The organism is Shewanella sp. Choline-02u-19 (assembly GCF_002836205.1).
Lineage (GTDB): Bacteria > Pseudomonadota > Gammaproteobacteria > Enterobacterales > Shewanellaceae > Shewanella.
Genome location: NZ_PJBE01000013.1, coordinates 2,164,921 through 2,191,014 on the forward strand (window position 1 = coordinate 2,164,921; position 26,094 = coordinate 2,191,014).

Here is a 26,094-nt window from a genome sequence, read left to right on the forward strand (position 1 = left end):
ACAATGAGTCGAGGTCATATTTGGCTTAAGTAACATCAAACCCTACACATAAATTAAAAATACCCCTACAGGGAAACGCTATGAGCCTCGTAATGATCTTGCTGGCGGTGATTGCATTTATCGTCATCGCTACCTCTAAATTTAAGTTACACCCATTTTTAACCTTAATAATAGCGTCGTTTATTGCCGCTTTTGCCTATGGCCTACCTAGCGCCGATATTGCCAAAACCATCACTTCAGGTTTTGGTGGCATCCTAGGTTATATCGGTCTCGTTATCGTACTAGGTACCATCATAGGTACCATACTTGAAAAAAGTGGCGCCGCCATCACCATGGCAGATGTCGTCATTAAATTACTTGGCACTCGCTTTCCAACGTTGACCATGTCTATCATTGGTTACATCGTCTCTATTCCGGTCTTTTGTGATTCTGGTTTTGTGATTTTAAACTCACTTAAACAGTCTATGGCGAATAGAATGAAGGTCTCTAGCGTGTCAATGAGTGTCGCGCTAGCAACTGGCCTTTATGCCACCCACACTTTTGTACCACCAACACCTGGGCCGATTGCAGCAGCAGGTAACCTTGGGCTTGAATCTAACCTTGGATTAGTGATTTTTGTCGGTGTGTTTGTTGCCGCTTTCGCGGCGCTTGCTGGCACCCTGTGGGCGAATCGATTTGCCAATGTACAACCTGATGGTGAAGGCGCAGAAGACCTGTTAACTCAGACTGAAGACTACGAAACACTCAAGCAAAATTATGGTGAACTGCCTAGCCCGATACGAGCATTTGCACCCATTTTCGTGCCGATCCTATTAATCTGTTTTGGCTCCATTGCCAACTTCCCATCAGCTCCATTAGGGGATGGGACACTGTTTGATGTGTTGGCGTTTCTGGGTCAACCGGTCAATGCATTAATGATTGGTCTTTTCCTATCATTGTCACTGCTTAAAAGTAACAACAAAGTCAAAGAGTTCAGCGAGCGTATCAGCCAAGGTCTGGTTGTAGCAGCCCCAATTCTACTTATCACTGGTGCCGGTGGCGCATTTGGCGCGGTACTCAAAGCAACTGAAATTGGCGCGTTTTTAGGCAGTTCGCTGTCGGCATTAGGCGTCGGGATCTTTATGCCGTTTATCGTTGCTGCAGCATTAAAGTCTGCTCAAGGTTCCTCTACTGTTGCACTTGTTGCTACTTCAGCGTTAGTCGCTCCTATGTTGGGTGATATCGGCCTTGCGAGTGACATGGGCAGAGTGCTCACCGTCATGGCGATTGGTGCAGGTGCGATGACCGTATCACACGCCAATGATAGCTTCTTCTGGGTTGTTACCCAGTTTAGCCGCATGAGCGTTAAGCAAGCTTATAAAGCACAAACCATGGCCACCTTAATTCAAGGACTCACCGCCATGACGGTGGTGTATATACTGAGCTTATTCCTTATCTAGGTTTCTTATCTAAGCTCAATTAAAAGGCGAGTGTGCTTACTCGCCTTCCTCCTCATTTGAACAGTCGTGTTAGCACGACTATTCATACTCTTAATAAGACATTTGCCTAGAACAAGGCTAATCGTTCGCTTAAACAGTTTCAGCCTTGCGCTGAAAATAGGAAGACGGCATGAAAATTGTGATAGCCCCCGATTCATTTAAAGAAAGCCTCTCCGCAATGGAAGTGGCTAACGAAATTGAGCGAGGATTTCGCACGGTATTACCCAATGCTGAATATCTCAAAATCCCCGTTGCCGATGGCGGTGAAGGCACCGTGCAGTCAATGGTTGATGCGACTAATGGTCGCCTTATTTGGACGCAGGTTTCCGGTCCATTAGGCCACAAAGTTAACGCTTTTTACGGCATTTTAGGCGACAGTTATCATGGCAATGAAAAAACAGCCGTAATCGAAATGGCCGCTGCATCAGGCTTACATTTAGTCGCTGCAGACCAGCGTAACCCAATGTTAACCACCAGCTACGGCACCGGTGAGCTGATTGTTGACGCGCTTAATCGTGGCATCAAACATATTATTATCGGCCTCGGAGGCAGTGCCACCAACGATGGCGGCGCAGGAATGGCACAAGCACTTGGGGTACATCTTTTAGACGCTGATTCAACCGCCCTAGCGCCAGGTGGTGCGGCCTTAAGTCAGTTACAACATATTGATATTACGGATCTGCATCCACTGGTCTCACAATGCCGCTTTGAAGTGGCTTGCGATGTTAATAATCCGCTTTGCGGTGAACATGGCGCCTCCGCTATTTTTGGCCCTCAAAAAGGCGCGACAACCACCATGGTGCAGCAACTGGACAGTGCCCTAAACCATTATGCAGATGTTATTGCGCAAACGGGCATCAAAGACAACCGTCACCTAGCGGGTGTTGGTGCAGCAGGCGGAATGGGGCTCGGCGTTATGGCTTTTCTCAATGCGCAGCTCAAACCGGGTATCGACATTGTGATGAACACCGTTGACTTAGCTAGCCATATTGAAGGCGCTAGCTTAGTGATCACCGGCGAAGGCAAGCTAGATAGTCAAACATTACACGGCAAAACGCCGATGGGAGTTGCGGGGGTTGCCAACCAGTTCAATGTACCCGTTCTCGCGATTGCAGGTTGTGTCAGTGACGATGCCAATGTGTTATTAGAACATGGCTTTACAGCACTATTTTCAATCACGCCACGCGCTTTACCTTTAGCTGAAGTGTTAGCAAACGCCAAAGCAAATCTTTATACCACCAGCAAAAATGTTGCCGCACTTTATTCGCTGTCCATGCCAGCAAAATAGCCTCAAACCACGTCCGATTAAAGGCGCTACGGCGCCTTTTTAGTAAGCTAATCGCAAACTTAATAAGCCGCTGCCAATAATGGCAATTTACTTTTCTACTTGATGCGCTAGAAAGCTTAAAGTAAAGTGAGCATCCCATTTTAAAGACTGATCCAGCACACAATCACTGTGTGGTGAATAGAGATTGTTAGCCGATGACACCAAGACGAGCCACCGCTTCTGAAGAAGCACTACTGAGAATCTTTACCGTTCCAGAAGCCCCCGATTCAACCCTTAGTGTTATTGAACAAAATATCTCACAGAACTTAATGGGTTTTTTACAAGACAGCGTGGTGGCCGTTGAAAAGCCATTGACCGAAATTGAGCTGGATTTTCAACAACACCAAATACCTGCCGCGCCGCAGTTTGTCTCAGACTATGCTGACGACATGATGAAGACGCTAGTCGCGCATTCAGTGCATACCTCAGCACCCAGCTTTATTGGCCACATGACATCTGCACTGCCCTACTTTGTATTGCCGCTATCTAAAATGATGGTGGGGTTAAATCAAAATCTGGTGAAAATTGAAACCTCAAAAGCGTTTACGCCATTAGAGCGTCAAGTTTTGGGGATGATGCATCATCTTGTTTATGAAGAGAATGATAATTTTTATCAGAGTTGGATGCACAGCGCTAACGTTTCATTAGGCGCGTTTTGCTCAGGTGGTACCGTCGCTAATATCACTGCTCTATGGACTGCACGTAACCAATTACTTAAAGCAGATGGTGAGTATCGCGGCGTTGCAGCTCAAGGCGTGATTAAAGGGCTACGTCACTATGGATTTGATGACTTAGCGATTTTGGTCTCTGAACGTGGCCATTACTCATTATCTAAAACGGCTGATTTACTCGGGATCGGCCGCGAAAACATTGTTCAAGTTCCGACTTCAAACGATAACAAAGTCGATGTCGTACAGATGCGAAAAATCGCTGCCAAGCTTGCCGAAGACAATATTAAAGTGATGGCCATTGTGGGTGTTGCGGGAACAACTGAAACCGGTAATATCGACCCATTAAATGCATTAGCAGACTTAGCAATAGAGCTTAACTGTCACTTTCATGTTGATGCCGCATGGGGGGGCGCTAGTCTATTATCTAAAAAGTACCGTCATCTATTAGCCGGAATTGAGCGGGCTGATTCAGTGACTATCGACGCTCACAAGCAGATGTATGTGCCCATGGGCGCAGGAATGGTGATTTTTAAAGATCCCACTTTTGCCAATGCCATTAAACACCACGCCGAATACATACTCAGAAAAGGCTCAAAAGATTTAGGCAGCCAAACGTTAGAGGGATCGCGTCCCGGCATGGCAATGCTAGTCCATGCTTGCCTGCAAGTTATTGGCCGCGATGGTTATGAAATACTGATCAACAACAGTCTAGAGAAAGCGCACTACTTTGCGAGCTTAATTAACAAGCATACTGAGTTTGAATTAGTGTCCAAGCCTGAGCTTTGCTTATTAACCTACCGATATGTTCCGCAGGTGGTGCAAACGGCGATGGCAACGGCGCGAGCTAACAAGGATGTACAAAAGCTGACTGAGTTTAATGAATTATTGGATGGCTTAACTAAATTTGTGCAGAAACGTCAGCGTGAACAAGGCACCTCATTTGTCTCACGCACCCGTATTAATCCTGAGAACAAGCAGCTGATGGAGATCAAAGCCGTGGTGTTTCGAGTCGTGTTAGCCAATCCACTCACGACCCATGAGATTTTACAGCAGGTACTTGCCGAGCAAACGGTTATCGCCTCTCAAGACAATACCTTTTTACCTAAACTAATGGCGTTAGCTCAGCTATAACAAAGCCTGTGATTGCTAACTGCCAACGCCATAGTTGTTATTGATAACGCTTGTTCAATAGCGCTTATTAAACGGCTCTTATTCTGAGTCTAGCCGAGCGGTGATAAACAGGTCTGTGACTTCACCCATCGGGCTAGCTTGTTGTTTGCGTTGTAGCGCCAACAATTTAAAGCCTCGACGATTCAGTGCCGGCACTAACTGCTCCGCATGATGAAAGTAAGTAAAGACCTTATCACCATCACTTGAAGTATCTTCGCGCACGTTCGGGCATTCCCCCTCCATGGTACTCAGATACAAAATTCCTCCAAGTTTAAGGCGCAGCGCCGCGGCATCAATCAGCGCTATTGCCTCCAGCCTATCAAGATAAGGTAAACAGAAACCACACATAATGGCATCGAACTGCTCTTCAACGCGGTTTAAATGGCGGCTATCTAGCTGCAGAACCTCTATCTTGGGGTTGTTTTTCTTGGCCAACATCAGCATGTTGGGTGCTAGATCCGTTGCTAATATCGACAAATTTGGTTTTTCAGATAATAACATTTGAGTGATATTGCCCGGCCCGCAAGCCAGCTCTAACACGCGAGCATCATCGGTGGGTAAATGGCTAATAAAAGAATCAAAGGTGTCTGAATACATAGCAAGATCCATGTATTTATCCTGATACCTTTGAGCCAGCTTATCAAAGGTATTAACCGATATTTGATTATTATCCATTCGCTATTCCCTAGCACTCAGTGCTTATCACTTATACCGCTTTTGATTAATTAATCATCTACACTAGCTTGCAAGAGGCTGATTTACAACTGCTAGATGATCTCCTGTTTAATGTCCTGTTCAATATCATTTTAAGTGAAAACAATACCCCCACAAGTTGACTCATTCCGCTCGACATGGTCAAAATGCCAAGAGAGATATTAGTTGGCAAAAAATCAGAGCGGGTAATATCCCGACGTTCTTTATTGCAGATGGGGCCGACTTCTCTCAGCCACCGTCAATGATGAGAGCTGCTGTGGCGGAAATACTAGGCAGTCAGACGCAGGGTATGCCGTGAAGTGAAGTGGGAACAGCCTGAATTATCTATTCAAGCCTAATGCTTCCGAAGGGACATTTGATGTCGATGGATTTACAAATGCCGCGGTGCCACCATTGCCAAAAGCCAGCTCGTTTATGCCCCATAACGATTTGGCTGATCTATCCGTTATTGTTTTTCAAAATCCAAGTCAACGTCGTGGTGCTTCGCCCACACCAGAGCCAAGGGCAAAGCGCTTGCGCCCGTTCTTGATTTAATAAGAGTCAATCCCTCAGCGCCCCGGCGAAATTGTCTGAAAAGCGAAAATGTCCAACGGGGAAGATGGTGTTATTCGCTGCCTAAGTAGTTAGGGGGTTAGATTTCTGTTTTAAAATTGAAAATGCAGGAGCTGGAGCGTTGTCCTTTTCGAAACCAGTGTAGATGCGGCTGAGGCCTTTGATGGCATGGCCAATTCTGCTCCATACAGAATTTGGCATTTCCTCCGTCCTTGGAGGTCAGATGTCTTCGTTGAGCTCACATGGACCCTTTCTTTTATAAAAAGTTGCAGCGAGCCTCAGTTGCGTCTGCACATACGCTGACCGCAGGTCATTGGAACCACCTTTGTCTGAAGGTAACGCATTTCTGCCCCAAAACGTGTTTGAAATGGATATATCTTGAAGTTTAGCTGTTTGTATTTACCCTCAAAAAAATAATGTAACCTTCAAATGAGTGGCCAAATTATCTATACCACTACACTGACTTTACCAATGGAGAATAGGGAAGGCATAAGACCTTTCAGGTTAGGCTCTAAAAAATGTCCAAGGAGCATTGACGATATAACCTTGAATGGTGAAAACTTCAAACGAAAATCAGGTACCCCTCAACAGCAGCTTAAGCTAGAAACTAGGCTATAGATCGAATCGAATACATTCAGAAACCTCTCACAAATCTTTTGCTAGTCGCCAGCCAGAATGGTAAAGATGCTTTTACTTGGAGTTCTGTAAATAACTGTACTAATACTTAGACTGTAAATTTGGAAAACAGCTTGCTGAGCATCATTTTTAACTGTAATATTAAAGAATAATATCAGCAACTTAGACGTGTCGTTGGAATATGGAAAGGGATATTAATTTAAAAAAAATAGCAGCATATTTTTCTCGGATTTCTTCTGAGGTAAAAATGCTAAATTGTTTAGGGCTTTATGATATTAATAAAATATCTGAAACAATTTGCATCCCATTGCTTAAAGAAATTTATTCACTACCTAATTTAAAAAACCTGAATGCTACTCAGGATAATTTTCCAGCAATAGATCTAGCTTGTGATCAATCTAAAAAATCTTTTCAAATAACATCTACAAGTAGTTCAGCCAAAATATTAAATACGCTGACAAAGTATAAGAAGTATGGGTTAGATAAAATTTATATTAACGTTAAGGTGTTCATCCTTACCGAAAAGCAAAAGTCTTATACTTCTAAACAACTAATCCAAATAGCAAAGGAAACAAATTTTAATATACAAGATGACATTATTGATTTTTCTTCTCTATTAGTGATAATTGAAAGGGAACATGATGCTACGTTATCAGGTATTATTTTAGATATTTTAGATTCTGAATTTAAAAAAATTGACAAGTTCACTATTATTAGAGACAAATTAGATGGGTTACAAGAAAGAACGTTAGAAAAAATCAGTAATGAAATAAAAACAAAGAAGTATATCCCTAATGTTTATTGTGAACCTGTTCATGTGAAGAACAAAGCAAGGATTTTCTCTAACCCTCTATTTTTCCATAGGAAAATATTTCGTAAGTTAAGTAAAATCGATGTATCAATCCTCAATGAATATCTTAAAAAGTTGAATGTTGATGAAATACAATTTAATCCTCAGGAATTAGTAGAGTTAGTAAATAGTAAAGGTACATATAAGGAGTTTTTGAACTCTATAGAATCATTTGAAAAATACATTAATCTGAAAGCGTCTGAGTTTGATAAGTATAATGCTTATGGTGATCAAGAGGTTGAAAATATTGGAGCCCCTGTAGATAAAGAGGATATGGCATCTTTATTAAAATATGCCATTTGGGGGGAGTTGTACCCGATAATTAATTTATTAAAGTCCATATTAGATGACATCAAATTAATTAAAAGCAAGGTGTTTTTAATTACAAGTTTTGCAGGTCAGGGTAAGACAAACTTTCTATGCGACTTTGCTGAAAAATTTACAATAGCATTTGATATACCTACAGTATTTATCCCTGCTAGAGAATTGAATAAGTTTAGTGATAACCATATTACACAATTTATAACGAATCAGAGGTATTTTTCTACCATTAATGATAAGTTTGAGCTTTGTGAATTTGCAGAAAGCATCTCAGAGTCTAGAGGTACACCATTTTTGATCATAATAGATGGAATAAATGAGATTAAAAATAGTGAATCATTCAAATGTGAACTTATTGACTTTATAAATGTTTCTTCCCAATATATTGATATTAAGTTAATGGTTACATGCAGAAGTGAGTTTTTTGATAAAAATTTCGATTATTTAGCAAACTCATCACTTGAAAAAATGACTTATAGGATTAAAGATTTAAAACGAGAATTTACTGACTTACAATTAAGTAACGCGCTCAGATCTTACTTTAAATACTTTGAAATTGAAGGATCTCTTTCTAATTCAGCAAAATCTTTTTTATTAGATGATTTCTTATTATTGAGGATTTTTTGTGAATCCAGTGAAGGAACACATATTGGTAAGGTAACAGAAATATATAAAGTTGAGCTATTTGAAACTTATATATTTAATGTTGTGGCGAAAAATTATTCAGTAACAGAAAAAAAACGATTGATGCCAACAATATTTAAATTAATTAAATCTATGCTCGAGGCTAATGATTTTATTAATATATCTCTTTCAAATCTTGATGCGCAGCAAATAAATATTGTAGAAAAACTAGTACATGATGATATTATTTTAAGAAGAGAGTTGCCATCAGAAAGCTTATTAGATCTTGGGGCTGAACAGGTTAATTTTACTTATGATGAGTTAAGAGACTTCTTGATTGCATTTTATTTTATTGATAAGTGCAATAACTTTAGTGGTGAAACCGCATTAGTCAGAGAGTGTATCGATATGATAAATAATACTCCTAGTCAAGAGGGTGTGATTAAGTATTTCTACTTGCTCACAAGGATTAAGAAGAATGTGGAAGCCTATACGGAAATTGAAAATATAACTAATTTCCACTCGATTTACTCTTCTTGTATTATGAGCATAAGGGAGCAGTTTCATACTGACAATGATCTTGTTATTGTTAATAAAATATTAAGTTCATATAAAGATAGAGAGCCTTTAAGAGTTATGGCGTATAAACTTTTCATACAAAAAGATCTTACTAGGATATTAAATATTTCTGTCTTAATCGATTTTATAAATACAGTCGAAGACTGTGATTACAAAACGTTCATCTCTATTATGCTCGATGACCATTATTCGAACTACCACTCTCGTTACTGTAAAGCTGATAAATATATTAGTGATTGTATAAAGGCTATTGAGGGGGGAAACAAAATCAGTGAAAATGGATTGACTTTCTCCATACAAGTGGCTGTCCTTTCAAATGGACATCTTCAATATGAACTTATAAATAGCATCAAAAACTTACCCGTTACAACTATAGAAAGTGCATGTGATTACTTAAATGTTGCAAAATGTAGTTTTCTTATGAACTTAAGAAATTCAATAAGGGAGAGTAAAAATAATGCACCAATACTTACACTCTAAAGAAGTTGTTCTTGCCTTAGATATTATGCCAACATTTGAGGATTTCTGTGTAAAAATTAAAGTTAAACCTAACTCTTTTTCTAAAAGAATAGTTTGGAAAATATATAGAGAGATTTTTATTTTATCTACTGACTATAGTTTAGAGTACAGTCAATTTTATTCTGTTGAATATGGTAGTTTTTCAGAGTTTATTTGCAAGACTTTAGGTTGTGAGGTTGGACGTGATCTTTTGGATAGAAAACATGTTTTTATCATTCAACCTAATTTTCAATTACTCGATGAAAACTATGGCGGTTCATACTTTGGAAAAGTATTGGAAATTTTATCGGAGAAAAAATGAAAATAAAAACAGATTTTGTTTCTAATAGCTCATCTACATCATTCATCTATATTTCAAAAGATGAATTAACAAAAGAGCGCTTTTTTGATGCGGCAGGCGTAGAGCTAGATAGCCCTCTTAGCAATATGTTTGATGATTTATATCACGCTGTAAATGATGCCATTGTTGATGGTACCAAAATACATCGAGAGGATGAGCTTCCTTCTAAAGACAAATATCCTGATTTTTCACAGGAAACAATAAAACATGCTAAGGAAGCCCTATCTAAAGGGCATAATGTTGTAATTGGTGGGTTGAGTAGCGATGCCGAATTACCAGAAAGTTTTTTATGCGTCGAATCATTTGAAATTGAATCTTCGGAGCTATTGATCAGTGCGTACAGCAATTATTGGTAAGTTATGAAATTTAGAACATATAAAGATTTAGGTTACAGCACATTATTTAATGCTAAAACAGGTTTTTTTGCTAGAGTTGAAGATAAAGGTGCACCGGAGCCGTTTTGGGCTCCACACGGCCCTGAATTATTAGATATTGCAATTACAAATTGGTGCGATAAAGGCTGTGTTTTTTGCTATAGAGAGTCAGATAAGTCTGGAACTCATATGTCTTATAAGGACTATTGTTATGTAATAGATGCAGCAGAAAAAATGGGGGTTTATCAAGTTGCTCTTGGTGGAGGTAACCCCAACCAACATCCAGAGTTTATTAGCTTTTTAGAGTATACATACTCAAAAGGAATTGTGCCGAATTATACTACGAACGGTAGAGGTCTTACTTCCGAGGTGTTAAAAGCGTCTAAAGAGTTTTGTGGAGCTGTAGCTGTAAGTGCCTATGCACCATATATCGAAACAGAAGAAGCTATAAAAAAGTTAACCCAAATGAATATTAAAACGAACATTCACTTTTTATTAGATGCAAGTAGCATTACAAAAGCAATTGAATGGCTAAAAAAACCACCTTTATTACTAGAGGGGATTAATGCATTAGTTTTTTTAAATTATAAACCTACGGGTAGAAAAGTGTATGAGCAAAGGTTATTAAGAAATAGCCCTCTCGTTCAAGAATTCTTTGCATTAGCAACCTCTAACGTTTCTAAGTTTAAAGTCGGTTTTGACTCATGTTGCGTTAGTGGCTTATTCGCTAGAACTGATGCTAATGTAAAAACAATTGAAGCTTGTGATGCTGGTAGATTCTCAATGTTTATATCAGAAGATATGAAAGCATATCCGTGCTCTTTTCAAAAAGAACTCCATGAAGGGGATGTGATTCCAGAAAATGGTAATTTCTTAGATATCTGGCAAAATTCAGATAATTTTACGGGATTTCGTGACTACTTCGCTTCGAACAGGTGTGGAGGCTGCTCTAGTAAGAAAATTTGTTTAAATGGATGTCCATTATTTGATGAAATTGTTGTTTGTGGTAATAGATAGTTGATACATATACGCTGTTATGAATGATAACAATAGACTCGTAGCTACCGCTTGCTACATATGAGCTACATGGGCGTGGGATTTTTAAAGCCTTCCCCCTGTAACTCCATGTATAGTAATCGGTTTTAGTTTGTATTTAATGTCCTTATTAGGACGTTACCGCATATTCGTTAGCCATATTTTCCCTAATGACACTCATCACTTCAAGAGCTTTAGCTCTAAATCGTTTATGTCCAATTTCAATTTAGACCAACTGCATCAAACTCTGCTGAGCTGACACTCGCATAACCACTATTTTAAAAGTAAGAAGCCACCTTTCGGTGGCTTTATAGACTGTTCATCGAAATTTACTTTTAACCCACTACTTAGGCAGTGACGCTTGATGCGCTTGGATAAATTCATCCATTTCAACTTGCGCCCGTAATTGAGCTGTAGCTAGCGTATCGCTAGCCGTCATTGCCACTACCACTTCGTAATAACACTTAATTTTTGGCTCAGTGCCTGATGGCCTAACAATGACTCTGGCGTCATTATCAAGGCGATAGATGAGTACATCACTGGCAGGCAAACTAATATCTTCTTCGCCTCCGTCTGCAAACAAGCGTTTACCTAGGCTGATATCGTCGGTCGACACCACTTTGTGGCCTGCTATCGATTGTGGTGGATTGTCACGTAAATAAGCGCCAATGTTGGGCGTTGTCGGTTTTAGCGCAATACTTACCTGGCTATTAAGATGGAACCCATGCTGTTGATATATTGACTCTAATCTATCCCAAATCGTTAGCCCTTTGCTTGCAAGCTCTGCGGTCAACTGTGCAAAGCCAACTAATGCTGATAAACCGTCTTTGTCCCACACCATAGTGCCAAGCGTGTAACCGAGCGCTTCTTCATAGGCAAACAAAAATCGATTATCGTCTGTTTGTTCGGTCATACCGACATTGGTCAGCCACTTAAAGCCGGTTAACGTTGTGCGACAAGTCGCGTCTAAACTGGTGGCAACTTTAGATAAAAGACTCGATGACACAATCGTGGTGCACGTGAATCGCTGATTATCGGGTGCATGTGTCAGTAGATAGTGGCCAAATAACACCCCGACTTGATCGCCAGTCAGCATTTGGTAATCACCATCCGATTTACGGACAGCAACGGCAAAGCGGTCCGCATCAGGATCGTTGGCACAAGCTAACATTGCGTTGTGCTTTTTAGCCTCCGCCATCACCATATCCATCGCCCCCTTCTCTTCAGGGTTTGGAAAGTTTACCGTTGGAAAATCACCATCGGGCAGCGCTTGAGCCGCGACAGAATAGACCTTGGTAAAGCCAGCGTCTTTGAGCACATCAAGTGCCATTTCATTGCCCACGCCGTGCATAGCGGTGTAGGCGAGACTCACCTGCTCTGGCGCTGTTTGATGTTGTAATACCGGTGATTGATGCACACCATCACGATAAGCCTGATAAAAATCATCTGACAAAATCTGTAAATGACCCGCGATTAATGCGTCATCTAATGAGGTGACCTTTATCTGCTCGTTGGCGGCCTTTTCAATACACGCCGCGATACCACTGTCATGCGGTGGGATGATTTGCGCGCCATTGCCCCAATACACCTTATAACCATTGTATTGCGGGGGGTTATGGCTGGCTGTCACCACAATGCCAGCGGCTGCACCAAGGTGTAGCACACCAAATGCGACGAGTGGGGTCGCGGCAATTTTTTTCGTAAGGTAAACCTTAATCCCTAATCCACACAGCACACCGGCGGCATCTTCAGCAAACTGTTGTGAGTCATGGCGGCCGTCATATCCAATCACTACACCGCGCGTGGCAATGTCACTGACTTGTGCCATTAAATACTTCCCCAGCCCTGCAGATGTTTGCTGTACAACTAAACGGTTCATCCGAGTCGGTCCTGCGCCCACTACGCCTCTAAGCCCTGCGGTACCAAATGCTAAACGCCCAGCAAAGCGAGCAGTGATAGCTTGTTCGTCACCCGCGTCAATCAAGGCTTGTAGCTCTGCACGCATTAGTGGGTCAGGGTCATTCTTAAGCCAATGCTGTACTCTAAATTTTAACTGCGTATCCATGGTTCACTCCAGTTTGTACCCGCTAGATAACCGTTATTAGTTTTATGCTCAATACTCGATAAGCATAAACGGCTACTGCAATTGAAAACGATTAGTATCCACACTAAGCCTAGCCCAAACAGAGAACAAGATAATTTGCATTAAAGTTTTTACATCAAGTAAATGTCCGCTCAACGCGACTCATTTATCAAGCGCCCAAATTCCAATACGCATTACAATTGGTAAACACAGCCAATAGATAGTGGTCGCAGCGAAGGTCACTGATAGTGTAAAATGGCCGCACAAACATTGATGACTGCGTAATAGAAAAATGAGCCTGCTTAAAACTGAATGCCATATCAAGGTCACAGATCCCGAAATTGATGCGGTGAGTCTGCTGTCACAACAAACTGAACTCAGTAAACAGACAATAAAACAGGCAATGCAAAAAGGCGCTGTTTGGCTGACTCACGGTAAACAAACTAATCGCTTAAGACGCGCCAAAAAAGCGTTGAATCAAGGCGATGAGGTGCACCTCTATTACAATCAAGCAGTGTTAGACGAACAAGTCGACGCGGCTGAGTTATTATTTGACGAAGGTCAATACAGTGTATGGTTTAAGCCATTTGGCATGCGCTGCCAAGGTTCTAAGTGGAGCGACCATAGCACGATTAATCGCTTTGCCGAGACTCACCTAGAGCCTGCTCGTAGCGCCTATATTATCCATAGGCTCGATCTTGCTGCAACTGGGCTTATCGTATTGGGCCACAGTAAAAAGATCACTGCGGCCATTGCTAAGTTATTTGAAACACGCGCATTAGATAAATATTATCAGGTGATCGTAGAGGGCGAGTTTTCTGCCGCAAAGGTCACTATCGACAGCGAAGTTGATGGTAAGTCGGCGCTGTCATACGCCCACCGACTTGAATACAACGCCGAGCTAAATCAATCTAAAGTACAGGTGAAGATTGAGTCTGGCCGAAAACACCAAATACGGGTGCATATGGCAAGTATCGGGCACCCGGTGGTGGGCGATAGATTACACGGCAATGGCAGTGAAGCGACGCCAAATTTACAGCTCACCTCATGCTATTTAAACTTTATCTGCCCTATCACTCAACAAGATAAAGTCTTTGAACTACCACAAGCTTATCGTCCGCACTTTTAAGTTGACTATAGAGACAAAAAAGCCACGTTCTATTTTAGAAAGTGGCTTTAATCATTAACACTAAAGTCGTTCTAAGTCTGTACGATTTTAATCAGTACCGTCTCAATGATTATTGTTTAATCAGTACTGTCTTCGCACTTACCCGCGATTCTTTTCTTGCCAGAAAACATCGCTGAAATAATACCTGGTTGATGACGTACTTCAGCCAATACAACACCGATGATATGCATCAATATAAGCAACATTAATAGATAAACACTATAGAGATGAATGTCGCCAGCAAGACTCTTATAAGGCTTCATACTGGCTTTTTTATCGAGATTCACTCCAGTATCGTCATAGGCTTTTATGGTGGTAGGATCGACGTTATCAGCGGCGATGTAACGAGTAACCACTCCCGCAAAAGGCGGATAATAGATGTCGGTTCCCGCACGCATCAACCCCGTCGTCATAATCACCACCAGCAGAGTCATTATTGCTACAACAGCGAACTTTCCGATAGGATTATGCCCTATATATTGCGGATTTTCGCCTTTACTCAAACGGTGTCTATAGGCAGTTACATCACTTATTTTGGGACGCATTGTGGAAAATTTAGCAAATCCAGTGCCGACAACGCCCCACACTAACCTGATGATCAAATTAACGGCAAACATATAGCCAATAATGGTGTGTAACTCTTTAAGTTTAATCTTTGCAGCCAAACCACTGATCCCAAGTTCAGACTTAAATAGCATAATTAAACCGACAAACATTAATGCTGTGATTAGCACGACATTGACCCAATGAAAAACACGCACAGGTTTATCCCAAACTTGGTGTTCAACCAATTCATTGGCTACTTTATTATTCATTTTATTACTCATACGGTATTCCTAACGCCCTAACATTGCTGAGTTGTCATAAAGGTAATTGATGACCTAAAGTACAAACGCCCGTTAAAGCCACCATTTTAGTTATATTATTGCTAGCAACTTGGAACAACGCTGCTATCAAACTGCTACTAGAAAAAACCAGTATAAACTGTCAGGTTTAAGTTTCAGTTAATATTCATTAATATTCAACAGAACGTTTTCGCTCAATGCTGTTCAAGCAAACCTAGCCACAGCCCCCGCCACGGTTGGCCTTACGCCAATAAACATCTTTAACATTAAATAATACCCCGAGTGACAGGCTTCACAATAATTATCATCAGCCCGTTCAAGTGCTTACTTAATAATCAAATGTGTTTGATATTGATAGCCATTCTCATTACCATCCATGCCTAATTGAGAATCTTACACAACATAACCAAATTAACTCTAACCTGCGCTTAACATTTGATACGGAATATCGGGATTGGCTTACGTAAGAGCTGTCATCGCAAAGAGCTATAAAGGCTGATCATATGAATACCCAAGTAAAGCTAATTACCGCACTTATTGCTGGCATTTTGCACTCCGGCGCTGCGATGGCAACGACCGTAGATGATGCCAACATAGAAGTCATCACCGTGATGGGTCACCAACAGCATTACAAAACCGATCAAGCTCATGGGGCCATGCGCTCAGATGTGTCATTACTAGACACGCCCCAGTCAGTGGTGGTTATTCCTAAAGAGATAATGGATGATCAATTAGTACGCACATTAGGTGATGCCCTTAAAAATGATGCCAGTGTGTCAATTGGTCGCGTAACCACAGATAGAGAACGCTTTAGCTTGCGTGGTTTTAGTTTGGATGAAAGCACCAACCTGCTTAAAGATGGCCACCAGCACTTTTCTAAGTACAGATTACCGATGGCATTAGTTGAAAATGTAGAAGTGCTAAAAGGCCCATCGAGCCTACTCTACGGACAATCAACACCTGGTGGTCTAGTCAATTTAGTGACTAAAAAGCCCACTTATGATTCATTCTTAACCATCGGTCTTAAGGGCGATGAGAATGGCTCTATTCGGGGATCACTCGATGCTGGTGGCAGCTTAAATGAAGAGCAAACTATTCGTTATCGCGCCGTACTTGAGAAAGAGCAAAATAAAAACTGGCGTGAATACCAAGATGGAGACGCGGCAGAAAGTGACTTCCTAGTGGGTAGTTTGATGACCGATTTTGATATCGGCGACAATCTAACCCTCTCTTTGCACTATGACAAATCAGATGAACTGGCGGGCCAAGACAGCGGTGCCTTAATTGACGATAATGGTGATGTTGTCGGCGGCGAGGAGATGATTTGGGACATGCCTTGGACCAAGATTGATGCTCAAAGCGAAAACTATGGGGCCGATATTAGCTATCAGCTCTCCGATGATTGGGAGCTCGCGGCAGGTTATAACAAACAACACAACGAACGTGAGCGTTGGGAAAGTAAACCACAGACCGGCAGTTATGAGCCTGACACCGGCAGCTATGAAAACAATCCTTACAACAAGCTTGAAGATTGGCAACAACAAGCGTTTTACTTCGATGTTGTCGGTTCAATTGAGCTAGCGGGAATGCAGCATGATCTACTTTTCGGCGGCAACTATGTTGATCACCAATACAGCTCGCTAAAAGTTAAAGGCGATAATTTCGATGCTAACATCGGCACTGGGTTAACCGTTCCTCAGCAAGACCTAGATTATGCTGATGCCAAAGCCTCTAGCGAAGAATACCAATACTATGGCGTGTTTGCTCAAGATTTAATTTCACTTAATGATGAGTGGCAAGTGTTATTAGGTGTGCGCTACGACCAACAAGATAAAACAGATGCTGACAATAGTTCAGCATTACCAAAGTTCGGTGTCATTTATCATCCAGTCGATAATGCGTCTATTTATGCCAACTACAGCGAGAGTTTTGAGCCACAGGGCAGCGTACTTGACGATGAAGATGGCAGTTATGGCTTAGAGCTCGATCCTATTAAAGGAAAAATGCTAGAGCTGGGGACTAAATGGGAGTTGCTGTCAGGTAAGATCCGCTTAAACGCTGCAGTGTTCAACATTGAACGTGAAAATATTCTTATCAATGAAGGAACTCCAGATGATCCAATTACCACTCAAGGTGGTATGCAACGTCATAAAGGTTTCGAGTTTGGTGCCATGGGCCAAATAAACGATGACCTTTCTTTGATCACCTCGGTCATGTATCTCGATGCTGAATTTGAATCACGTGATAAATATAATGGTAACCGCCCTGAAGATGTCCCAGAGTGGACCGCCTCTATTTGGGCTAAATATTCACTTAATGACAGAATGGCCGTTAACTTAGGCGCATTCTACGAGGGCGAACGCTTTGGCGATGCCGCTAATACCTTCGAGAAGGATGCATATACTCGCATTGATACCGGCATTAGTTATGCTATTCCAGTGGCAGGCCAAGATCTACAGCTTAGAGTGAATATCGAAAACCTATTTGATACTGACTACTTAGGTGGCGGTGAAAACGGTGAAGTGAACGTAGGTAAACCAAGAACAGTTAAATTTGGTATAAGCTACACTTTCTAACGCGGCACCTTAGCTTAAGACTGGCAATATGCCATTAAGCAAAAAAGCCTAGAGTCTTCTCTAGGCTTTTTTATGCTTATCGCTTTATTACGTTATACGTTTATCGCCTGTTTGCTAGATCAATAACCTCTATTAGAGCAGTCTTTGTTACATCACAAATGGCAGGTGACTGATGCTCACTTATGCTGATTATCCGCTAACGGCTTACACATCATACTGTAAGCCAGTGCTCTTCCATCAATTCTGAACATATCGGTTATTTCACCGCACTTAATAAAGTCACTGCGTTGGTAGAGTTTAATCGCGGCAAGGTTATTCGACAACACCCATAAATCGATATACTCAAGGCCAGTGTTTTGTAAGGTCCAACTCTCAATCGACTCAATAAGCTTGCGCCCAAGCCCCTTGCCTCTTACTGATAAATCAACGCCCATGCCTAATAGCGCCCGATGTTCGGTATGAGACTCTGAGTGCGGTCGAATATCAATATGCCCAATAATCTTGCTCTCTTCTCCATCAACGGTCTCCCCCTCGACAACATTGCCCTGTACCTCAGAGAAAGCAAGTAGCATTCTACGCCAGCCACTCTGGCCTATTTCACGCTCAATACCCTCTGAAAAACGGCGCTTCATTGCATCCGTCATCTGCGACTCGGATTGGGCTCGAGATAAGGGCTGAAACACCGGAGAATCATCAACACCATTTTCTTGTAGTTGCCGATTAAGGTATTCAAAAAAGGCTGGCATATCATTCTGAGTGGCTAATCTTACTTCCATTTAAATCATTCCTTTTTTCGCGTTAATCTGCATTAGCTGCGGCTGGGCTCAAACGCCTGGTACCTTGGTAGGTTAGCATCTAAATCTTCCCAATTTGCTTTTGACGTCACAAAATTGTGGGATAACGGCCGTTCTATAATATCAGAATCAAGTAAGCCAAGACGGACTCTAATACGGCTAGGGTCTTGTTCATTTGAACTGTAGATTGGTGAACCACATCGACTGCAAAAATGGCGATGACGACCAGGCTTAAAAGAGAAAGTAGTGAGCAGACTCTCACCCGTTAAAATAGTAAATGCATTGCTCTGTACAAAACCATTGGTCGCAAACGCTGTGCCACTGTTTTTACGACATAACGAGCAATGACAATGAATGATGTCGGTAATACTACCCACTATTTGTACTTTAATTTCGCCACATAAGCACTGTCCTGCGTACATATCAGTTTGCTCCTTTGACTATTCTTTTGTGGTTATTATTCGATTGCTGTTGTTGAGTTCTAGCGACTACCACTTCATCGTCAGCCCTATCATTACCGCACAAAAGACTCTAGACAGCTTTCGCAGCCCTCAGCTTGAACCGCTCTAAAAATCAGCTAACCTTAGCTCCGATTCTCTTCAGACACAAAACGACCTATTTCTTTTATTTTTCTTCAGCTGTATTCGCCAGTGCGCTTAGATCTGCGCCGACTATTGCAGATAAATGCACCGATATTCTCTCTATTGGCCAATCCCACCAAGCAATCGCTAATAGCTGTTCAATAGTGCCCTGCTCGAATCGTTGTTTTATCACAATCGCAGGGTTCCCTCCTACCACACAATAAGGCGGCACGTCTTTCGTCACTACTGACTTACTGGCTACAATTGCGCCATGTCCAATATTAACTCCCGGCATAATAGTGGCATCGTAGCCTATCCAGACATCATGGCCAATCTCGGTATTGCCTTTATAGGGGAGATCCCCTGCATTAGGCGTCACCTTTTCCCAGCCGTTACCAAAAATCTGAAATGGGTAGGTGGAGAAGCCATCCACCTTATGGTTGGCTCCGTTCATGATAAACTTTACATCTTTAGCTATCGCACAAAATTTACCTATGATGAGTTTGTCGCCGATAAAAGGAAAATGATATAAGACGTTTTTTTCGAAGTGCTCTGGCCCGTCCGGATCATCAAAATAGGTATAGTCACCAACAATGATATTGTCACTTTCGATGAAATTTTTTAGAAACCCTACCTGAGGAAACCCCTCCATAGGCTCTTTATCATTTGGATTTGGACCAAACATGGTGCCTCCTTCTACTGAGTATAATTTTATCGCTTACTTTCTAGCGTAAGACTAATGTTCACCAAAAACAACGACCTCTTTTGAGTCTAACCACATTGGATATTTGGTCATGACTTTACTGAACATTCGACTCTGTAAATAAGTATTGAGCCACTGCCTGAGCTTTGGATAAGGTGATTGTAAATACCATTGGCGTTCAACTCGGGCAAACTGTCGAATAAAGGGCACTAGAGCTAAGTCTACAATAGTAGGCTTATCTGACATTAGATACTCTTGCTGACAGAGCCTTTGCTCAAGCTGAACAAGGTAGCTTTCACACGCTTCCCTATGCTCTGGCAATGTCGGTTCATGATAGCGTTTAGCGGCGCGGTAATGCTCTAAATGGCCTTTAAATTCATTATCAAATATCGCGATAATCCCAAGCATCTCATCAAGTACGTTCTGGTTTGCTTTGTCTAAAAAATCATCGGGATCACTTTGCTCAAATGCCCATAGCATCACCTCTAAGCTCTCTTCAATCACTTGACCATTCGAGGTCACCAAAACCGGTACCGTACCTTTTGGGGATACCTCTAGCATCTCTGCGGGTTTGTTGCTTAGCACTAAGTCGCGCAGTTGTACTTGCTGGCCGGATGCATAAATGGCCAATCTAGCGCGCATCGCGTAGGGGCAATTTCTCAAGGAATACAGTACGGGTAATGCCATGATTTTGTTCATTGTTGCTCAATCAGCTCAATTATCAAATGCGAATAATTTACTTTAACGATATTCATTCACAAAATATACGGGTAACATCCCCCCATTAAATTTCTGACAACAAGTTGTAACCATGGATCCAAAGATTGAATTATTAGCACCAGGCGGAGATATCAATGCGATTAAAGCGGCAATTATTGCCGGAGCCGATGCTGTTTATTGTGGCTTAGACACCTTTAATGCGCGTAACCGTGCCGCTAATATTTCCTTTGAGGAACTTGTTGGGATCATTCGTTTAGCACACCAGTATCAATGTGAGATTTTTCTCACATTGAATATCGTGATTTTAGAAAACGAATTCAAAACACTAGCCAAACTACTCAGCAAGCTTGCCAACACCACATTAGACGGTGTGATAGTGCAAGATATTGGCATGTTCCAGCTAATTAAACAGCACTTTCCGACACTGGATGTGCATGCATCCACTCAGCTCACAACGCATAACCGCGGCCAGCTGCCTTTTCTAAAGAAATTGGGTGCATCAAGGGTTAACCTCTCTAGAGAGCTTAACCTGCGGGAAATCACCGAGCTGACAGCCACTGGCCGAGAACATGACATTACCACCGAGGTGTTTGTTCATGGCTCACTGTGCATCGCTTTCTCAGGCTTATGTTATTCCACTTCCGCCAGCGTCGGTAACTCCGGCAATCGTGGCCGTTGTAGCCAAGCTTGCCGTGAAGAGTATGAAACCACTGAGACGGGTCATAACTTCCCGCTCAACATTAAAGACAATTCAGCTTTCTTTGACCTACCTGCGCTGATTGAAGCCGGCGTACATTCGTTTAAGGTTGAAGGCCGTATTAAAGGCGCCAGCTACGTTCATACTGTCATTGATAGCTTCCGAAAACAGATTGATGGCTACCTCAAAACCGGTGAGTTGCTGGAAGATGGCGAGCGCTTATATAAAGTGTTTAACCGCGATCTCACCAACTCATTCTTAAAGGGTGACTTGAACCAATCGATGTTTATCGACAATCCACGTGATAACTCGAAAAACCATCTCAAAGACAAGCTGACTCAAAACGGTAGCCAGTCTATTTCAGTGGTACAAATTCACGATGCAGAGCAAGCGCTGCAAGTCGAAAAGAGTCAAATTCAAGCCAGTGTAGATGATAAGATTAAGCACCTGACGATTGATAAGTTGCCACTCACTCTGGCATTTTCGGGTCAGCTAGATACCCCACTATCGATTAAGGTGACTAGTCTCGATTTCGTTGTCGGTAAAACCGAGCTTGAGCCACGTTCATTTGTGCTGCATTCACGCAGTTTACTGACTAAAAGCGACGATGCCTGTATTGACCTTGGCGCCATTGAAAAACGCTTTAAGAGTCTCAACAATGCAGAATTCGCACTCAAGCCAATAGTAATTGATGACTTAGCCACAGGGTTAAGTATTCCCTTTAAAGAGCTCACTACCCTTAAAAAACAGCTGCTGTTAACACTCAACCATGGTACGCCGGTATTGCCTGCTGTTGAGCTGCCTAAGCTCACTAAGCACCCAAAACCGCTCAAGCGTGATGGCAGCGAGAGTCTACGGGCTGAGTTATCTATTTTGATCTGTGATGAGGCCGATGTGGCATTAGCAGATAACACTGATGCCGATATCTATTTCAAGCTGCCTGACGCCTATAAGCGTGGCTGCACTCAGTATGTGAGTTTTCTGCAGCAAAACCCGCGCTTGATCCCCTGGTTCCCATCGGTATTAATCGGTAAAGACTATGATGTGGCCTTAAACATTTTAGAGCAGGTGAAACCTGAGCTGATTGTGACCAACAATACCGGTATTGCACATCGTGCCTTTGAACTCGGCATCAAGTGGATTGCAGGACCATTTTTAAACACCACCAACTCTTATGCACTATTGGCGATGCAGGAGCAGTTTGACTGCCACGGCGCCTTTATCTCAAATGAGATAAACCAGCAGCAGATCAAGCATATTGCTAGGCCTAAGAACTTCAAGATGTTTTACAGCATCTATCACCCCATCTTGCTGATGGCCAGCAGACAGTGCTTCTTCCAGCAAAGTGTCGGTTGTGAAAAACCGCGTATCGATAACGGCTGTATGCTGTCTTGCGACAAATCAACTAGCATCACCAATCTTAAAGGTGACGAGTTTGCCATTGATAAGCAAAAAGCAGGCTACCCAAGTATTTATAATCAAGATCAATTCTTAAATACTGAGATCATTGACGATCTCGCCAATCTGTTTGATGGCTTTATGATTGATCTAACCAACATTGGCGCCGGTGATAAGCCCTCACCTGATAAAGCATTGTTAATCAAACAGTTCGAGCAGCTCCTCGATGGCCAATCGGCAGCGGTTGCTACGCTCGACAACATGGTGCCACAATCGACTGTACTGCAATATCACAACGGTTTATAAACAGTCGCATTAATCTAATAACGTCAGAAGAGTCACTGGACGTTATTAGATTAGAGAACACGATTAAATTAGGTAGATTAAACGCACAATTATATAAAGCGCTATACCACTGTTAAGCTAGAGTCGTTCTGGCTTAACAGTTTAATCCTATAACTGCTAGCGCCTATGACTTTGTATCTCGACTCGCTCCTGCTTCAATTATTCCCCGTTATAAGTGCTGTGTTAATCATCTTGTTTTCTGGCTATATTCCCCATAGAGTATTGGCACAGAAAACCGTCATCCAGCAGCATAATAAACAAAAATAAAGGTAACAAAATAAGTGGATAACATAGCATTAGCAGTCGATTTCCTTTTCGAACACAAATTATTATTAACCGTGTTAATAATAATGACTATCTCAGTCATAAAGCGTTTTATCATTGCACGTATTCGTGGCGATGTTGCTTTTCTTTCTGATGTGCAACGTAAATGGATGTCACGCACTAAAAACAGCACCTTTTTTCTCATTGTCATTATTCTATTCATGCTGTGGCAAACCGAAGTCAGCAAGTTTGCCCTGTCGGTAACGGCGATTGCAATTGCGTTGGTGGTAGCATCAAAGGAGATTATTCTTTGCTTTACTGGCTCCATACAGCGTGCGAGTTCACGTTCATTTGTGATTGGGGATTGGATTGAAGTCGGAAAAATATACGGTGAAGTGATTGAACACAATTTAATGGCCACGGTGATCCAAGAGATCGATCTGCACCATGGTCAATATCATTTCACCGGTAAAACCGCCACGCTGCCTAACAGTATGTTTTTTACCTATGCGGTCAAAAACCTCAACTTTATGAAGCGCTATGTTTACCATAGTATTACGATTACCGTGGTTGAGTTCGTTAATCTCTACCCGCTGTTTCCTGCGTTAACCCTTCAAATAGAACAACACTGTGAAGACTTTATTGAAGTGGCCAAGCGCTATAACGGTGTAATAGAAAAGCATGCTGGTGTCGACTTACCCGGCAGCGAACCGCATATTCATATCAATAGTGGCCCAACTGGCGAGCAAAATGTGCATATCATGATTTTTTGCCCCACTGAGCGCGCCATGCACTTAGAGCAGCTGATAAGAGAAGACTTTATGATTGCCTATCACCAACACTTTACTCCGCAAAGTGAGCTAAAGGGCGGGCCAAAAGAAGGGTTAAGTATTGATAGCTCGTCGCTAGAAAGTCGTTAACTATTGCTATTACCTTATCAAAACAGAGCATTTAGCCATTGAATGTAGGCCAATATTAACAACTTCGGCATTAACGCTCGCACCAGTCGCACATAACCTTCTTGTGCGACTGCATACGTTGCTCACAACTATTGAACGGGATAAATTGAATCCATGGGTTTTATGCTACCACTGATGACTTTTTTAGAGGGCGTGTAATGTCGCATAGCCGCATTCCACACTCCAGACGCATTCTCAATTGGAATATTGTTTATTTTGTCATTACAGCCAAAGTGGACCGTAAAGCTACCATCCTTGTTGCGTTCAGCGATTTCTGAATTGATGTTTGCAACGTCGTTAAACATAAAGCCAGCTTTGTCGTAAACAGTAATCGACCAGAAGCCACCAACATTATCAGGATCGTCAAAAGTTGTTGCTTGGCACTCAGCCCCTTCGTAAAACTTAGAAAACTGATAAATATTATCTTTCCAGGTAGCCCCTCCCCAACCTATCGCGGTCCCCATCAGATATTTATCCGGTTCAACATAAGCGGACGTTCCGAACATTTTTTCTGTATCACGCAACCCTGACTGAGTGAAGCTTTCTAATATTGCATGATGAATCTTGTCGTAAGACACTTGATCGTACTTTATCGGCTCGAATGTTCTAGCACTCGTCGCAGAGAGCTTAATTTGATCTTGTATTGAATGAATAGCCGCAAGATCTTGCTCATCACCGCTTTTGACTCCAATGCGAACCAATACATACATGTAATCCGTATAAGATGGTATCTCATGCTCTCCTGCCGTATAAACCATGTCATAGACACGATGATTTTCATCTAAATACATAAGTGAGATATAGCGACCAACCGTCTCAGGTAATGTCACAGTGGCCCCCTTTACGGTATCTATCAGTGCCATTGAATAGAGTGTATCGCGGTTCATGCGAATAACCGGTTGATTATCCACTGGAGGGACTTGGCGCTTGTGATAAAATTTATTTATGCCACCCGCATTTGTTTGAGTAATTGCCATCTGCCGATGAGTTTCAACCACAGGATAATTACTGGTCGTTACAACGAGTTCAGTTGCTATAGCCGGTGAAATCGTTGCGATATTGAAGACGATAATGGCCAAAAAATTCCTTCTACTCATTCTAGTTATTTCCTTATTTGGTTAATTATTAATTATTAAAAATAACATCCGTCACCCACGAATAGCCAACATACGTTGCTCAAGCAGAGATATCAATACTCTGCTGATCACCCAACATGAGATAAATCCTTTCAGTCTTTTCTTTAGCTAACACTTGGATAATCGCCTTATTAAGGTCAATAACTCAAGCTGCCCCGTAAGATCGGTACCCGAGTATAAGGCGCTAAGCTGGTGCAAAAATGAAGGTAATCGATCAGTACTGATACTGTCGACGATAGTCACGCTAGGTACAAAATAATCCGTTGAAGATGAAGCTATTAATCTAAGCAAAGAAATCAAACTATCTAAAAAACACCGCGGCGCTGATGTATATGGCAACAATGAACTATATCCTGTTCAGATTTAAAGACTGTTTATAGAAAATCTTAAGTGTCTATAAAAATGGAAGATTACCTACCTCTGTCTAATTATCTATATAAGCTAATCCGCTATACTTTATTAAGCATTTCGTAAAACTTAAATTTCAATCAAAAACAAAGTAATTACACGGCTAAGCAATGATAACAATTAATGTCTATTTATCTGTCATTGGCCATAAAAAATGATGGTCAACCATGCTGCTGAAACTCTATTTTAAGGGGGGAGTGATGTTGCAACATCGTTTAATAAGGAAT

The 26,094-nt window shown here is 41.8% G+C and carries 19 protein-coding genes; 11 read left to right on the top strand and 8 right to left on the bottom strand.

Annotated features, from left to right (window positions below; genetic code table 11):
* Positions 1–80: 80 nt before the first annotated feature.
* The 3 genes from CXF83_RS16175 (at position 81) to panP (ending at position 4,607) form a co-directional block, all read left to right on the top strand.
* Positions 81–1,439: a GntP family permease gene (locus tag CXF83_RS16175; protein WP_101093618.1), complete on the top strand. Its 1,359-nt coding sequence runs from the start codon at positions 81–83 to the stop codon at positions 1,437–1,439.
* A gap of 169 nt (positions 1,440–1,608) precedes the next feature.
* Complete coding sequence (locus CXF83_RS16180) at positions 1,609–2,766, top strand: glycerate kinase (protein ID WP_101093619.1); 1,158 nt, start codon at positions 1,609–1,611, stop codon at positions 2,764–2,766.
* Positions 2,767–2,960: 194 nt separating this feature from the next.
* On the top strand, positions 2,961–4,607 hold the full coding sequence (panP, locus tag CXF83_RS16185; protein ID WP_101093620.1) for a pyridoxal-dependent aspartate 1-decarboxylase PanP: 1,647 nt from the start codon (positions 2,961–2,963) through the stop codon (positions 4,605–4,607).
* Between the two features lie 78 nt (positions 4,608–4,685).
* On the opposite strand, the gene CXF83_RS16190 is transcribed toward panP, so the two are convergent.
* Complete coding sequence (locus tag CXF83_RS16190) at positions 4,686–5,321, bottom strand: class I SAM-dependent methyltransferase (RefSeq protein ID WP_101093621.1); 636 nt, start codon at positions 5,319–5,321, stop codon at positions 4,686–4,688.
* Between the two features lie 1,408 nt (positions 5,322–6,729).
* Here CXF83_RS16190 and CXF83_RS16200 point away from each other — a divergent pair.
* From CXF83_RS16200 to CXF83_RS16215, 4 genes are read left to right on the top strand one after another with little or no spacing between them, the layout of a single operon-like run.
* Positions 6,730–9,402: an SMEK domain-containing protein gene (locus CXF83_RS16200; RefSeq protein WP_101098030.1), complete on the top strand. Its 2,673-nt coding sequence runs from the start codon at positions 6,730–6,732 to the stop codon at positions 9,400–9,402.
* Positions 9,380–9,742, top strand: coding sequence for a hypothetical protein (locus tag CXF83_RS16205; RefSeq protein WP_101098031.1), 363 nt, complete (start codon positions 9,380–9,382; stop codon positions 9,740–9,742). Before CXF83_RS16200 ends, CXF83_RS16205 begins: the two co-directional genes overlap by 23 nt.
* Complete coding sequence (locus CXF83_RS16210; protein WP_101098032.1) at positions 9,739–10,137, top strand: hypothetical protein; 399 nt, start codon at positions 9,739–9,741, stop codon at positions 10,135–10,137. Before CXF83_RS16205 ends, CXF83_RS16210 begins: the two co-directional genes overlap by 4 nt.
* A gap of 3 nt (positions 10,138–10,140) precedes the next feature.
* Complete coding sequence (locus CXF83_RS16215; RefSeq protein ID WP_101098033.1) at positions 10,141–11,172, top strand: radical SAM/SPASM domain-containing protein; 1,032 nt, start codon at positions 10,141–10,143, stop codon at positions 11,170–11,172.
* Positions 11,173–11,533: 361 nt separating this feature from the next.
* Here the strand turns inward: CXF83_RS16215 and CXF83_RS16220 are convergent, their stop codons facing one another.
* Entirely contained in the window at positions 11,534–13,255 is a 1,722-nt protein-coding gene (locus CXF83_RS16220; protein WP_101093248.1) for a phospho-sugar mutase, read from the bottom strand.
* 310 nt (positions 13,256–13,565) lie between these two features.
* Between CXF83_RS16220 and CXF83_RS16225 the strand changes: the two genes are divergently transcribed.
* Positions 13,566–14,402, top strand: coding sequence for a pseudouridine synthase family protein (locus CXF83_RS16225; protein WP_101093250.1), 837 nt, complete (start codon positions 13,566–13,568; stop codon positions 14,400–14,402).
* A 116-nt stretch (positions 14,403–14,518) separates the two neighbouring features.
* On the opposite strand, the gene CXF83_RS16230 is transcribed toward CXF83_RS16225, so the two are convergent.
* Positions 14,519–15,268 (bottom strand): cytochrome b/b6 domain-containing protein, encoded by a 750-nt coding sequence (locus CXF83_RS16230; RefSeq protein ID WP_101093252.1) that lies wholly within the window; start codon positions 15,266–15,268, stop codon positions 14,519–14,521.
* Between the two features lie 521 nt (positions 15,269–15,789).
* Here CXF83_RS16230 and CXF83_RS16235 point away from each other — a divergent pair.
* Entirely contained in the window at positions 15,790–17,862 is a 2,073-nt protein-coding gene (locus tag CXF83_RS16235) for a TonB-dependent siderophore receptor (protein ID WP_101093254.1), read from the top strand.
* A 176-nt stretch (positions 17,863–18,038) separates the two neighbouring features.
* On the opposite strand, the gene CXF83_RS16240 is transcribed toward CXF83_RS16235, so the two are convergent.
* The 4 genes from CXF83_RS16240 to CXF83_RS16255 form a co-directional block, all read right to left on the bottom strand.
* Complete coding sequence (locus tag CXF83_RS16240; protein ID WP_101093255.1) at positions 18,039–18,638, bottom strand: GNAT family N-acetyltransferase; 600 nt, start codon at positions 18,636–18,638, stop codon at positions 18,039–18,041.
* A 32-nt stretch (positions 18,639–18,670) separates the two neighbouring features.
* Positions 18,671–19,078 (bottom strand): GFA family protein, encoded by a 408-nt coding sequence (locus CXF83_RS16245; protein WP_101093257.1) that lies wholly within the window; start codon positions 19,076–19,078, stop codon positions 18,671–18,673.
* A gap of 202 nt (positions 19,079–19,280) precedes the next feature.
* Complete coding sequence (locus CXF83_RS16250; RefSeq protein WP_101093259.1) at positions 19,281–19,922, bottom strand: Vat family streptogramin A O-acetyltransferase; 642 nt, start codon at positions 19,920–19,922, stop codon at positions 19,281–19,283.
* Between the two features lie 51 nt (positions 19,923–19,973).
* On the bottom strand, positions 19,974–20,639 hold the full coding sequence (locus CXF83_RS16255; RefSeq protein ID WP_232775132.1) for a glutathione S-transferase: 666 nt from the start codon (positions 20,637–20,639) through the stop codon (positions 19,974–19,976).
* 112 nt (positions 20,640–20,751) lie between these two features.
* On the opposite strand from CXF83_RS16255, the gene CXF83_RS16260 reads away from it, so the two are divergent.
* Together CXF83_RS16260 and CXF83_RS16265 are read left to right on the top strand one after the other, a co-directional pair.
* Positions 20,752–23,061, top strand: a complete 2,310-nt coding sequence (locus CXF83_RS16260; protein ID WP_101093261.1) for a peptidase U32 family protein — start codon at positions 20,752–20,754, stop codon at positions 23,059–23,061.
* 320 nt (positions 23,062–23,381) lie between these two features.
* Positions 23,382–24,284 carry a mechanosensitive ion channel family protein gene (locus CXF83_RS16265; protein WP_101093263.1) on the top strand — a complete coding sequence of 301 codons (903 nt, stop codon included), beginning with the start codon at positions 23,382–23,384 and terminating at the stop codon, positions 24,282–24,284.
* A 128-nt stretch (positions 24,285–24,412) separates the two neighbouring features.
* Here CXF83_RS16265 and CXF83_RS16270 read toward each other — a convergent pair whose 3' ends face one another.
* The gene (locus CXF83_RS16270; RefSeq protein WP_101093265.1) at positions 24,413–25,420 is read right to left on the bottom strand and encodes a DUF1254 domain-containing protein; all 1,008 of its coding nucleotides are present in this window, start codon (positions 25,418–25,420) and stop codon (positions 24,413–24,415) included.
* Between the last annotated feature and the right edge of the window lie 674 nt (positions 25,421–26,094).

What these genes read in the sequence shown, in the direction of transcription:
- CXF83_RS16175 (WP_101093618.1), top strand. Translation starts at nt 81, where the DNA reads ATGAGCCTCGTAATGATCTTGCTGGCGGTGATTGCATTTATCGTCATC.
- CXF83_RS16220 (WP_101093248.1), bottom strand. Translation starts at nt 13,255, where the DNA reads ATGGATACGCAGTTAAAATTTAGAGTACAGCATTGGCTTAAGAATGAC.
- CXF83_RS16260 (WP_101093261.1), top strand. Translation starts at nt 20,752, where the DNA reads ATGGATCCAAAGATTGAATTATTAGCACCAGGCGGAGATATCAATGCG.
- CXF83_RS16225 (WP_101093250.1), top strand. Translation starts at nt 13,566, where the DNA reads ATGAGCCTGCTTAAAACTGAATGCCATATCAAGGTCACAGATCCCGAA.
- CXF83_RS16230 (WP_101093252.1), bottom strand. Translation starts at nt 15,268, where the DNA reads ATGAGTAATAAAATGAATAATAAAGTAGCCAATGAATTGGTTGAACAC.
- CXF83_RS16215 (WP_101098033.1), top strand. Translation starts at nt 10,141, where the DNA reads ATGAAATTTAGAACATATAAAGATTTAGGTTACAGCACATTATTTAAT.
- CXF83_RS16200 (WP_101098030.1), top strand. Translation starts at nt 6,730, where the DNA reads ATGGAAAGGGATATTAATTTAAAAAAAATAGCAGCATATTTTTCTCGG.
- CXF83_RS16240 (WP_101093255.1), bottom strand. Translation starts at nt 18,638, where the DNA reads ATGGAAGTAAGATTAGCCACTCAGAATGATATGCCAGCCTTTTTTGAA.
- CXF83_RS16180 (WP_101093619.1), top strand. Translation starts at nt 1,609, where the DNA reads ATGAAAATTGTGATAGCCCCCGATTCATTTAAAGAAAGCCTCTCCGCA.
- panP (WP_101093620.1), top strand. Translation starts at nt 2,961, where the DNA reads ATGACACCAAGACGAGCCACCGCTTCTGAAGAAGCACTACTGAGAATC.
- CXF83_RS16245 (WP_101093257.1), bottom strand. Translation starts at nt 19,078, where the DNA reads ATGTACGCAGGACAGTGCTTATGTGGCGAAATTAAAGTACAAATAGTG.
- CXF83_RS16210 (WP_101098032.1), top strand. Translation starts at nt 9,739, where the DNA reads ATGAAAATAAAAACAGATTTTGTTTCTAATAGCTCATCTACATCATTC.
- CXF83_RS16255 (WP_232775132.1), bottom strand. Translation starts at nt 20,639, where the DNA reads ATGAACAAAATCATGGCATTACCCGTACTGTATTCCTTGAGAAATTGC.
- CXF83_RS16205 (WP_101098031.1), top strand. Translation starts at nt 9,380, where the DNA reads ATGCACCAATACTTACACTCTAAAGAAGTTGTTCTTGCCTTAGATATT.
- CXF83_RS16190 (WP_101093621.1), bottom strand. Translation starts at nt 5,321, where the DNA reads ATGGATAATAATCAAATATCGGTTAATACCTTTGATAAGCTGGCTCAA.
- CXF83_RS16270 (WP_101093265.1), bottom strand. Translation starts at nt 25,420, where the DNA reads ATGAGTAGAAGGAATTTTTTGGCCATTATCGTCTTCAATATCGCAACG.
- CXF83_RS16235 (WP_101093254.1), top strand. Translation starts at nt 15,790, where the DNA reads ATGAATACCCAAGTAAAGCTAATTACCGCACTTATTGCTGGCATTTTG.
- CXF83_RS16250 (WP_101093259.1), bottom strand. Translation starts at nt 19,922, where the DNA reads ATGTTTGGTCCAAATCCAAATGATAAAGAGCCTATGGAGGGGTTTCCT.